This is a genomic window from Paenibacillus sp. 01T443 (assembly GCF_056398325.1).
Map to the genome: position 1 here is coordinate 139,092 of NZ_JBFTPE010000013.1, position 12,214 is coordinate 151,305.

Sequence of the window (12,214 nt, forward strand, 5' to 3'; positions counted from 1 at the left end):
TCCTCCATTTTCGTATAGATAGTCGTTAAGACATAAATAATCGTGAATACAAACGCTCATGCCGCATCATCGCTATCTCCGCCATTGGCATATTTGAGTAAGCCGCCTCCGGTTCAAGCTCCCTCGCTACTGACATCGCTTGCTCTGTCAATGGAGTCAGCCTTGCAATCAAAAATTGCCCCTCTGTCTGTCCCATCGACATGAGTCGCAGCGCGCTGTTGACGCAGGTTACGATGCAGCTGTAAAAATAACCCTGTATTGCCCGCTCCTCCGATACGCCAAGCAGCCAGCACGTATAGCCATGCGAAAGCGGATGCGAAGCAAAACATTTGCCAGCCCGCATCGCCTCAGAAAGCGGGGCCCAGTCCAGCTGCGGATGAATCGCCGATGCGAGCTGAAGCAGCCGCCTGCCCATTTTCTCCACGCCGCTGCGTGTCTCGGAAGCGACCCGTTGCAAATGCACTAGCCGTTCAACCGACCACAGCCGCTCCCAATCCGCTTGGGGTGCATCGCGGTATACGGCTTTGATGACCATGGCATCCGAGCTCGCCCAGCTTTGCAGCAGCATCGCGGCGGCATAAGCGAAGAGCTGATTGGAACGATTCATCCTGCCGTCCTGAACCATCGTCTCCAAGCCGAACGAATGCGAGAAACCGCCGATCGGCAGGGCCGAATCCAGCAGCTGCTGCATGGCCAGCCATCTGACACTATCATTCATTTTCCATTGCCTCCTCCCAGCCCCTGAGGCATTATATAGCCTTTAAAACAAGAAATAACGCTGAGCCATCGGAAGCACCTCTGCCGGCTCGCAGGTTACATGCTCGCCATCTACCAGCACATGGTAGGTCTCCGCGTCTACTTCCAGCTTCGGTGTCGCGTCATTATGGATCATGTCCTTCTTCGTAACCGTGCGGCAGCCTTTCACCGGTTCGATACGCTTCTGAAGGCCAAGCTCCTCTGCTATTCCTCGGTCATAAGCTGCCTGAGATACAAACGTTATGGAGCTGTTGAATACCAGCTTGCCGAAGGATGCAAACATGGGACGGCCGAATACCGGCTGCGGCGTCGGAATCGAGGCGTTTGGATCTCCCATTTGTGCAAATGCAATGCTTCCGCCCTTGAGTACAAGATCCGGCTTAACCCCGAAGAACATGGGACTCCATATGACAAGGTCAGCGAATTTACCTGCTTCAAGTGAACCGACCAAATGCGAAACACCGTGCGTTATCGCTGGATTGATCGTATACTTCGCAATATAACGCTTGATGCGGAAGTTATCATTCTGCTCGTTATCCGGCAACAGCGGACCGCGCTGCTTTTTCATTTTGTCAGCCGTTTGCCAGGTGCGAATGATGACTTCTCCTACTCGTCCCATCGCCTGGGAATCGGAGCTGATCATGCTGAATACGCCCATATCATGCAAAATATCCTCGGCAGCTATCGTCTCCGGTCTAATCCGTGAATCCGCGAACGCCACATCCTCCGGTATGCTGCTGTCGAGATGATGGCAAACCATCAGCATGTCCAAATGCTCTTCTATTGTATTGATTGTAAAAGGGCGAGTCGGATTCGTTGAAGACGGCAGCACGTTCAGCTCGCCTGCCGCGATAATGATATCCGGCGCATGACCGCCTCCCGCACCTTCCGTATGGTAGGTATGGATCGTCCGGCCGCCGATAGCCGCTAAGGTATCCTCTACAAAACCCGCCTCATTTAAAGTATCGCTGTGGATCGCGACCTGCACATCGTACTGATCTGCGGCCTGCAGGCAGGCATCGATCGCCGCTGGCGTCGTTCCCCAATCCTCATGCAGCTTTAGTCCGATCGCACCCGCTTCGATTTGCTCGATGAGCGGGGCAGTAAACGAGGCGTTGCCCTTTCCTGTATAACCGATGTTCATTGGAAAATGCTCCGCCGCCTCCAGCATCCGTCGCATATGCCACGCGCCCGGCGTAACCGTTGTCGCATTGGTGCCTGTCGCAGGTCCCGTTCCGCCGCCGATCATCGTCGTGACGCCTGAGGATAACGCTGTCTCAATCTGCTGCGGACAAATAAAATGGATATGCGAATCGATGGCTCCGGCCGTTACGATTTTCCCTTCTCCAGCGATTACCTCGGTACTTGCACCGACGATCATATTCGGATGAACACCGTCCATAATATCCGGATTACCCGCTTTGCCAATTCCAACGATAAAGCCGTCTTTGATGCCGATGTCCGCTTTCACGATTCCGGAATGATCGATGATGACCGCATTCGTAATGAGCGTATCGAGCACACCCTCATCACGCAGTGCGCCGCTCGATTGTCCCATGCCGTCCCGGATAACCTTGCCGCCGCCGAATTTACACTCATCGCCGTACACCGTAAAATCATGCTCAATTTCGGCCCAAAGCTCCGTGTCCGCAAGTCTTACTGCATCTCCTGTAGTCGGTCCGAACATAGCAGCATAGCTTCGTCGATCCATCTTCGTCATGCGCCGCCGCCCTCCCATGCTTTCAAACGTTCCCGAACGGCATCAGGCATAGCACCAGCTTCTGCTTTTCCTTGGCTCAGGCCATTCAGTCCATAGGAAAGCTTCGATCCTCCAAGCTCTACGACCGTGACAGGCTTTTCTTCGCCCGGCTCGAAGCGGACCGCCGTTCCCGCGGCAATATGAAGCCGCATGCCAAACGCTGCTTCCCGGTCGAACTTTAAAGCGCGATTTACTTCAAAAAAATGAAAATGAGAGCCCACTTGAACAGGTCGGTCACCTGTATTTACAACGATAAGCTGCTTGGTTTGGCGCCCGGCATTTAATGCTATCTCGCCTAAAGCAGTTCGGTATTCACCAGGAATCATTTGGCAAAGCTCCCCTCTCTACTATGTATCAACCGCCTAATGCGTAATCGGATCATGTATCGTGACAAGCTTCGTCCCATCTGGAAAAGTTGCTTCCACTTGAACCTCATGTATCATTTGCGGTATACCGGGCATAACCTGCTCCGCCTTTAATATTTGCGTTCCAAACTCCATTAATTGCGCTACCGTCATCCCGTCACGCGCGCCTTCCATAATTTCAGAGGTGATAAGCGCAACGCTCTCAGGATAATTAAGCTTCACGCCGCGGTTCATACGCCGCCTTGCCAAATCAGCTGCGATCGTAATAAGCAGCTTCTCTTTTTCACGTTCAGTCAACTGCATGTTTTCACCTCTTCATCCGTAATAATTCCATTATAGACAGCAAATTATGGATAGTAAATCTCATTGCGTTAGATTTTGTGACATTAAAACAAAAAATCTAGAAAAAGCGACATCCGCTTTTTCTAGATTTAACACGATGCTTACACTATTAATCCGCTCGGTATAATCGACATTTTTCGACGAAAATCGATATAACCGGCAGCGCACTTGCTTTTAACCCGTCTGAATCCCCAGTTTACTTTGTATATGTCCGATTAAACTCGCTAAACCATCCGTCTTGAATCCGTAATCAAACAATAAACTCGTTTCCGTAAATCGCTGCTCCGGCGAATGGGCTCCCATAATAACAGATACTAACCGCCGTCCCTCCTGCTTAGCTGTACCCGTAAAGCAATAACCAGCTTGCACTGTATACCCCGTCTTCAAGCCATCATTGCCAGGAAAGGCATAAGGCATTCCAGTTAACATGAGATTTGTCGTTTTCAGCTTCTGCGACGTGCTGGCGAGCTTTACGCTGCTGCGGCTCGAAACCTCCAGTACTTCTGGATACTTCTTCAATAGATAGGCGGCAAGCGATCCCGTATCCTTGGCCGTCATCACCGTATCCGCTTTAGCAGACGCTCCTTCATAAGGCAGCAAATCTTCGGAGCTTAGCCCGGTTGCATTAGCAAATGCCGTTTGACTGGACAAGCCCAGCTTCATGGCACGGCTGTTCATTAACGCTGCAAACTCCGCCTCACTTCCGCTAACATGCTCAGCCAGCGCAACTGCGGCATCGTTTGCCGAATGTACCGCCATCGCTTCAAACAGCTCTCTAACGGTATAGGATTCGCCTGCCTCAAAACCGATTTGAGCTCCAGGTACCAAGGATGCGTAAAGGCTAGTTGTCACACGGTCTCCCCAGCCCAGCTTTCCTTCGCTGGTCATGTCCAAAATAATCAGCTCTGTCATCAGCTTAGACATACTCGCGGGCGGCAATGCCTCATTTGCATTTTTCTCATAAAGCACCTCGCCTGTTTCAAGGTCCAACAGAATGGCTGAGCCTGATTCGAGCTGCAGCTCGGGTACTGCCGGTTTCCCCTTCAATGACATCAGATACAGGATGATAATCACTCCGCAAGCCGCAATGAGCATAAATTTAATAGCCGTATTTGTGCTATTTGTTCTTTCTTTATACGTTCTCTCCATCAGCATGATGTTGATCTCCCCTTCACTAACGCTTCTATACAACCAAGTATAGGAGACGGAGCTTAAGGAGACTGTAACCAAACCATAAGAAAAGCTTAATTATTAATAAATATCGGCAGTGTTACCTTAAACGAGGTTTGTTCCAAGTCGCTGGTCACCGAAATGGTTCCGCCATGCTTTTGAATGATGCCTTTTGCTATGGCAAGTCCCAGCCCCGATCCGCCTGCCCACTGCGTACGAGATTTATCTACCCGATAGAAACGATCAAATATATAAGGCAGATCCGCAGAGGATATAGGATCACCGAAATTTATAACTTCTACAACCGCAGCGCGTTCCTCTAACTTGGCGGTTACATTCACTTGCTTCCCTTCTCTGCCGTAATTCATGGCATTCGAGATCAGGTTTTCAAAAACACGAACCAGCTTTGCTGCGTCACCTTTAACCATTACAATCGAATTATCGGCCACGAGCTTGCTCTGCATGCCCGCTTCCTGAAACGGCAGCCTAAACTGCACGAGCAGCTGCCCCAGCATTTCAATCAAATTAAAATTCGTTACTTTGAGCCCCGATGTATCGTGACGCATTCTCGTATACTCAAACAAGTCATTGATAAGCACATTCAACCGTTGCGATTTATCGTAGGCAATTTGTACGTAATGCCTCAGCTCCACTTCGTCGCGGTACCGGTCCTGCTCAATCAAGCCTAAATAACCAAGAACCGAGGTCAGCGGCGTTCTCAGATCATGAGAAACATTCGTTATAAGTTCATTTTTGGTCTGTTCAGCCTTCCGCTCTTCATCAAGCGCATGATGCAAACGTCCAACGAGATTATTGATGTTGGCAGCCATTGGGCTAAAAAGATTCTGTTTACGCATTTCAATTTTATAATCCAAATCATATTTGCCTTCCGCTATGCCGCGAACGATCTTGTTCATTTGACCAAAATAATGAAACTGCTGCCACTGCAAAATAAAAAAATACAAAAAGAACAGCACAATGCCTGTTCCGCCAAACAGAATAACTTCACCGTACAATGAAATTAATTTACGAGCTATATCTTCTATGAACCCTATTCTTTTTGCTAAATACATGCCTGAAAATATGAAGAAAAACACCGTTACAAAAGCTAATGCAGCACTAATTATAAAATGAAGAAGGGTTCGGAAAACAAGTTTAAGGGCAATATTATCCTTCAATTTTATAGCCAACCCCCCACACGGTTACGATCATTTTATCGCCAAGTTCCTTTTCCAGCTTATCCCTAAGCTTGCTGATATGAACCATCACCGTATTATTGGAATCAAAATATTTTTCTTTCCACACCTGCTGAAATATATCCTCTGCGCTGAAAACCCTGCCGGGCTGACTGGCCAGCAAATGTAATATGCCGAATTCGGTAGAGGTAAGATGAAGGGGCTTGCCATCGGCCTCTGCGGTATGGCTCAGCTTATCGATGCGCAGCGGACCCAGCCGAAGCTCTTTATCCGAACGCGTATCGATTTTTCCTTCTGTCTGATTACTGTATTGATAAGATCGTCTAAGCAAGGAACGAACGCGCGCAATGAGCTCGAGCGGATTAAACGGCTTGATCATATAATCATCCGCACCGGTCATCAGCCCCATGATTTTGTCCATATCCTCAGCTTTTGCGCTTAACATGAGAATAGGTACGGATTGGTCGCGCCTTAAGCGGCGAGTCGCCTCCAGACCGTCCATATTGGGCATCATAATGTCCAAAATGACCAGATCAAACGGTTTTTTCCCGAAAGCCTGCAATGCCTGCTCTCCGTCATAGGCCTTTTCCGTAGCGAACCCTTCGTTTTTCAAATAAATTTCTATAAGATCAGCGATTTCACGCTCGTCATCGACAATTAAAACGCGTCTTTCCATAATAAAGCACACTCCTTTAAGCTCCCGATTGTTGTTCTCATTGTGTCCATTGAGCATACTATACATGAATATCCTCAGGCATGTCCTGTCGTTTGGCGCAATATCACAATGTTTAAGTATTTTTTAATGGTTTCTTAATGAATGCTTCGTTTCCGTAACTGCTAGGCGTTATAGCCAACGCTTGTCCGTTGTGATAAAATCGAGAGTATTATATTTTATTATGCACATAGGGGGCACTTACATGGCGGCCAAAAGAATGCGTTCAGACATGATCAAAAAAGGTTTCGACCGCGCACCGCATCGCAGCTTGCTGCGTGCCGCAGGCGTAAAAGAGGAAGATTTCGACAAGCCGTTTATTGCGGTTTGTAACTCGTATATTGATATTATTCCAGGTCACGTTCATTTGCAGGAGTTCGGAAAGCTTGTTAAGGAAGCCATTCGCGAAGCTGGCGGCGTTCCTTTTGAATTTAACACAATCGGCGTAGATGACGGCATCGCGATGGGCCACATCGGTATGCGTTACTCCCTTGCCAGCCGTGAGATTATTGCCGATTCGATTGAAACGGTCGTTAATGCTCACTGGTTTGACGGCATGGTCTGCATTCCAAACTGTGACAAAATTACACCTGGTATGATCATGGGCGCTCTTCGCGTCAACATCCCGACGATGCTTGTCAGCGGCGGACCAATGAAAGCAGGTAAAACTTCCGATGGTCGTTCGATCTCGCTTTCCAGCGTATTTGAAGGCGTAGGCGCTCACCAAGCCGGTAAAATTAATGACGATCAGCTGATGGAGCTGGAACAATTCGGCTGTCCGACTTGCGGTTCATGTTCGGGTATGTTTACAGCTAACTCGATGAACTGCTTGGCAGAGGGCATGGGACTTGCTATGCCAGGCAACGGTACGATTCTTGCCGTTTCTCCAGAGCGCAAAGAATTCGTTAAAGATGCGGCTCGCCAGCTTATGAAGATCATTGAGCTTGGCATTAAACCGCGTGATATCGTTACAAAGGATACAATCGACAATGCATTCGCGCTTGATATGGCAATGGGCGGCTCCACAAATACGGTTCTTCATACGCTTGCTATCGCACATGAAGCAGGTATCGAGTACCCGATTGAACGTATCAACGAAGTGGCTGAGCGCGTTCCGCATCTGGCGAAAATCGCTCCGGCATCCGATTATCACATTGAAGATGTTCACAATGCAGGCGGCGTAAGCGCGGTTCTAAACGAGCTGTTTAAAAAGGAAGGCGCTTTGAATGGCGACTGCATTACCGTTACAGGCAAAACGCTTCGCGAAAATGTAATGGGATGCGAAATCCAAGATACGGATATTATCCGCACCATTGATAACCCGCATACGGAACGCGGCGGTCTAGCCGTATTGTTCGGTAATCTGGCTCCTAACGGCGCAATTATCAAAACAGGTGCGGTGGACAAGTCAGTTGGCGGCTACCACAAAGGTCCTGCTATCTGCTTCGATTCCCAAGATGATGCGCTTCACGGCATCGCTAACGGAAAAATTAAAGAAGGCCATGTAGTTGTCATTCGTTATGAAGGACCTCGCGGCGGCCCAGGCATGCCGGAAATGCTGGCACCAACCTCACAAATCGTTGGGATGGGACTTGGCGCTAAGGTAGCCCTTATCACTGACGGACGTTTCTCTGGCGCTTCCCGCGGCATCAGCATCGGCCATGCTTCACCAGAAGCAGCCGAAGGCGGTCCAATCGCATTTGTTCAAGATGGCGATATCATCGAGATCGACATGAACAACCGTACGATGGATCTACTGATCAGCGATGAAGAATTCGAAAAACGCCGTTCCGAATGGAAAGGCTTTGAACTCAAAATCAAGCGCGGCTACTTGGCCCGTTATGCTCATCTTGTTACTTCTGCCAGCACTGGCGGCGTAATGAAAATGTAGCTTTAAATTAAAAAAAAGGAATGCAAGCTGGAAACAGCCTGCATTCCTTTTTTGTTTGTTTATTTGTGAAGTATCAGTATTAACCGCTAATTAACTTTCTTGCAAGCATGCAAGCACAAGCTCCTGAACCTTTATACACATTTATTAGTAAAAATTTCTACATAAAAAAACAGCTGATCAAGGAACATACCCTGAGCAGCTGTTAATAGCGAGGGAATTCAACCCTCATTCACGTTATATTGCTGTTGTTTTCGTACCTAGTTGTGCAGCTTCGTCGGCTGCCGCGCTTAATGTTCGTTCTACAACATCGGTTATATCCTGCATCATGTTCAACTGATTCGTCGCATAACGTCTAATAGTTGCAACAGGCATCAGCAGCATGCGCGGTGAAATCAGGTCTCTTTTCTTTTTGTCCTTGGCCGACTTCTGCGTATTCGTGAGCACCTTTATCAATATGCGCAAGTAGACACGAGTCGACTTGGCGAACAAGCCCTCAGGCAGCTGGAAAATTTCAAAGCCCAGACGATCTGCACCGCGATGGATCATCGTGACCCCATATACGGCTTTGATATCGTTAGCCTCAAAATCAGCAGCAAGCTGATTAGCAAGCAGCGGAAGTGCCTGCTCAACCTCCCGAAGCATTCGGATGCCTGTCGCAACAGGCGATTTGGAGGTCGCCGCGATGGTTGACAACTTTTTGTTATCAAAATGCAGCTCTGCGACTCTGTCTCCCTTGGCCACACGCCCGCCGTCCGCAAATTCAACATCTTGACCGGTATATCGGATCACCCGGTAATGGAACGCAGCATCTTCAACATTGCCGACCGTTTTTAGACGGAAGACAACGTGGAACAGCTTCTCCCACATGAGCCATAGTGAAATCAAAGACTTTTTCCAAATCGAGATGTGCATCGACTTCGCAGCTTCAGTCAGCTTCATCATTTCCTGGATGTTTATAAATCGGTAGCCCTGCTTGACGCCTTCTTCCAAATAAGCCTCCAAAGCAATAAGCATATTCCGAGGCGCGTGCTTATCAGCTCCGAACGTCATGCCGCAATCATGAAGCAGCAATACTTCTCCTGGTTTAAGCTTCTCCAGCATCCGCTTCTTCAGCCGCTCCGCACCAAGTCGAATTCGCCAATCACCGAACATAGCCGACCATAAAATAATTTGTAAATGTCCTAGCTTCGCATAATCAAATACGTTTACGATCCCCCATGGCGGCCGATAATAAGCCGAACGCGACCCCGTTGCCTGCTCTATAATATCAAGGGTACGCTCAATTTGGCGTTTAACCGTCCGAGGGCGCATAAGCCAGTTTGATTTATGCACATAATTATGAACGCCGATATTGTGGCCTTCATCCTTCATTCGCCTCAGCAGCTTCTCCTGCCCCTCAGCATGCGAACCCACGACAAAGAAAGTCGCCTTCGCATTGTAGCGTGCAAGCAGATCAAGAAGCTCAGGCGTATAAATCTCATCCGGCCCGTCATCAAACGTCAAGGATATCTCTTTTTCTACACGGCCCTTCTTAAAAACACGAAAGCCAAATGTACGGCTAATTAGACCTGGAAGAAACGCATAGAAGGAAGCAACGTATAATCCCCATAACAGCAAATTTTCCATTTTGTTTTCCCCACCGTTATATGATTTAGTCGACGAATGAATAGCGGTACAAAACAACAACAGTAGCTTTAATTGTAGCATAATGCAATAAAAAATAGGCGCTTTTTTAAAAACTATAGTACAATCTTTATGGAAATATGATTATGGAAAAAAGAAGGAGTTCTCGTATGCTGCCCTTTTACAAAAAGTACTGGCGAACCGCATTTGACATCGCCCTGATTGCTCTTACTGTCTATTTAATTATGTATTCATTCAGTTATTTGTACCGAATCGCAACGCCTATATTCTTTTCCTTTGTCATTTTCTTATGTATCGAACCGCTGGCAAAGCGCCTGAACAGGCTGGGCATGAAAAAATCGATCGCATCGGGCATTTCGGTCCTCCTCTTTACGCTTATTATCCTTGCTGCTTTCTCCGGGGCAGCTTATCTGGTAACGAAACAAGGCACGGAGTTAGTTGATAATTTTCCAAAATACCAAAAAATACTCGCTGCCCAAATCGCGAATATCACTGAGGAGATCCAGCAGAGGTTCTCATCGGCTCCGGCTGACCTCGATCTGGTCCAGCGCTCCAAGGACTTAATTGAAGGCGCATCTGCCACGCTTGCCAATTTCGGTAAAACCGTGATGCTCAATATGATCAGCTATGTCTCTTCCTTCTCGACCTTTATCTTCAACTTCGTGATCGGGATTATATTAGCTTATTTCTTAAGCATTGAAATTACGACTTGGAAGCAAACGGCTGAGAATAAGACACCAAATACGTTTAAAGCTGCATTTTTTTTCCTTCGCGATAATGTGCTGAAAGGCATCGCGCTCTACCTTAAAGCGCAGGCAAAAATGATCGGCATTACCTTTATCGTCATCTTGATTGCTCTGCTGCTGCTCGGTGTGGATAATGCGTTCGTCATCGCGGTCGTATCCGCAATATTCGATATCTTGCCGCTGCTCGGTGTAGGTACAATTTTTATTCCTTGGATTATTTACTTAATCATCGTGGGCAAAATAACGTTGGCCATTTGGCTTTCGGCCCTCTTTCTGGTGGTCGTGCTCACGCGTCAAATTCTCGAGCCTAAAATTACCGGCGATTCCCTTGGCGTATCCGCCTTTACCATGACCGCATTCATGATTGTATCGTTGTCCTTGTTTGGGGTAGCTGGCGTTATCCTTGCCCCGATCCTGATGATATTAATAAAATCATTGTACGATCAAGGCTACTTCCACCGCTGGATTCGCACGCCGGCAGGAGAATACGATGTGGCGCCAACCCAGCCTAATAAGGAAACAATCGTGAAGCCGGAAGATCATACGAAAAAAGACTAATCTGCTCCATTAACGTTGAAGTCAAGCCTTACCAGCGTTTCGTTGCTGCTAACGGCTTGGCTTCATTTTTATTCATTTGGCTTCATAACAGATCTTTTTATTCAATTATTGCCTATTGGAGGAATGACTTATGAACGGAATTGCTAAAACGCCTGCTCCGCCTTATTATGCGGTTATTTTCGCTTCGCAGCGAACAGACGGCGACAAGGGTTACGGGAACATGGCAAACAAAATGGTGGAGCTTGCTTCGCAGCAAAAAGGTTATTTAGGAATAGAGTCTGCGCGCGATGCCGGCTTAGGCATTACCGTATCCTATTGGGATTCTTTAAATGCCATCCAAGTGTGGAAGGAGAACGCCGCTCATCAAGTTGCACAGCAGCGAGGGAAAAGCGAATGGTATCAAAGCTTCGCTCTGAGAGTCTGCAAAGTGGAGAGGGATTATTTTTTCGAGATGTAGCTGTGCTTGATTACTGTAAGACGGTGGAATTTGATAGCTATAGGGGACTTATACTACTTAGAAGAAATGTAATCTGATTAAGATTAAAAGCTTACCATGCTGGCTGAGGTACTGATAGAATATGAAAACGGAATATATTAGCCCCTGCTTGAAGCAGGGGCTTTTCCCGTACCTCTTATCTCGCATCAAGCTGACCAAGATCCATTGTAGCCAAGTAATTGAGATCAAAGTTTACTTCATCGGACGATGCGTCTGTGTTCTCCGAATTCCCACTTTAAGTCACCGCTTCTATTCTACTATGTGAATTTGTTAGTTTAACCACGGGGGGAATCGGGGGAACCAGTGCGTAGTTTGTTCATGTGAAACTGCTGTTTAGAAATTGTGCTACTGCGGATTAAGCTCAGGCGGCGACTGTACGGTTTGTGCATGTGTAACTGTAACTGTATATTAAGCTCGGTTGCTACAGTGTAGTTTCTCTTAGGCCCCCTAATTAAACTGGAGTCCTCCCATCCAATAATTTAAACTTAGGACAAGGGAGATGATCCGTTATGGGAGGAAGAAGAGTTAGTGAAGAAACACAGATGAGAGTAGTTCGAGAGGTGCTTGCAGGTGTTAAGG

Annotated in this window: 11 protein-coding genes; 3 read left to right on the forward strand and 8 right to left on the reverse strand. The window is 47.6% G+C overall.

All coding sequences use genetic code 11. The annotated features are described in order from the left end of the window. Positions 1-25: 25 nt before the first annotated feature. The 7 genes from AC1DLI_RS23700 to AC1DLI_RS23730 form a co-directional block, all read right to left on the reverse strand. On the reverse strand, positions 26-718 hold the full coding sequence (locus AC1DLI_RS23700) for an urease accessory protein UreF (RefSeq protein ID WP_477606958.1): 693 nt from the start codon (positions 716-718) through the stop codon (positions 26-28). A gap of 42 nt (positions 719-760) precedes the next feature. Further along, entirely contained in the window at positions 761-2,476 is a 1,716-nt protein-coding gene (gene ureC, locus AC1DLI_RS23705) for an urease subunit alpha (protein ID WP_477606959.1), read from the reverse strand. Continuing rightward, the gene (locus tag AC1DLI_RS23710) at positions 2,473-2,841 is read right to left on the reverse strand and encodes an urease subunit beta (RefSeq protein ID WP_477606960.1); all 369 of its coding nucleotides are present in this window, start codon (positions 2,839-2,841) and stop codon (positions 2,473-2,475) included. Before AC1DLI_RS23710 ends, ureC begins: the two co-directional genes overlap by 4 nt. Positions 2,842-2,877: 36 nt before the next feature. Then, complete coding sequence (locus AC1DLI_RS23715; protein WP_308995766.1) at positions 2,878-3,183, reverse strand: urease subunit gamma; 306 nt, start codon at positions 3,181-3,183, stop codon at positions 2,878-2,880. A gap of 213 nt (positions 3,184-3,396) precedes the next feature. Continuing rightward, positions 3,397-4,377: a D-alanyl-D-alanine carboxypeptidase family protein gene (locus AC1DLI_RS23720; RefSeq protein WP_477606961.1), complete on the reverse strand. Its 981-nt coding sequence runs from the start codon at positions 4,375-4,377 to the stop codon at positions 3,397-3,399. A gap of 89 nt (positions 4,378-4,466) precedes the next feature. Beyond that, positions 4,467-5,570, reverse strand: a complete 1,104-nt coding sequence (locus tag AC1DLI_RS23725; RefSeq protein ID WP_477606962.1) for a sensor histidine kinase — start codon at positions 5,568-5,570, stop codon at positions 4,467-4,469. Continuing rightward, entirely contained in the window at positions 5,560-6,264 is a 705-nt protein-coding gene (locus tag AC1DLI_RS23730) for a response regulator transcription factor (protein ID WP_477606963.1), read from the reverse strand. The genes AC1DLI_RS23725 and AC1DLI_RS23730 overlap by 11 nt, the downstream gene beginning before the upstream one ends. 241 nt (positions 6,265-6,505) lie before the next feature. Between AC1DLI_RS23730 and ilvD the strand changes: the two genes are divergently transcribed. Continuing rightward, entirely contained in the window at positions 6,506-8,191 is a 1,686-nt protein-coding gene (ilvD, locus tag AC1DLI_RS23735; RefSeq protein ID WP_477606964.1) for a dihydroxy-acid dehydratase, read from the forward strand. A 234-nt stretch (positions 8,192-8,425) separates the two neighbouring features. On the opposite strand, the gene AC1DLI_RS23740 is transcribed toward ilvD, so the two are convergent. Further along, on the reverse strand, positions 8,426-9,817 hold the full coding sequence (locus tag AC1DLI_RS23740; RefSeq protein ID WP_477606965.1) for a polysaccharide deacetylase family protein: 1,392 nt from the start codon (positions 9,815-9,817) through the stop codon (positions 8,426-8,428). 167 nt (positions 9,818-9,984) lie between these two features. Here AC1DLI_RS23740 and AC1DLI_RS23745 point away from each other — a divergent pair, with 167 nt between their 5' ends. Both AC1DLI_RS23745 and AC1DLI_RS23750 read left to right on the forward strand, forming a co-directional pair. After that, entirely contained in the window at positions 9,985-11,139 is a 1,155-nt protein-coding gene (locus AC1DLI_RS23745; protein WP_477606966.1) for an AI-2E family transporter, read from the forward strand. Positions 11,140-11,269: 130 nt separating this feature from the next. After that, complete coding sequence (locus AC1DLI_RS23750; RefSeq protein WP_477606967.1) at positions 11,270-11,596, forward strand: antibiotic biosynthesis monooxygenase family protein; 327 nt, start codon at positions 11,270-11,272, stop codon at positions 11,594-11,596. Positions 11,597-12,214: the final 618 nt, after the last annotated feature.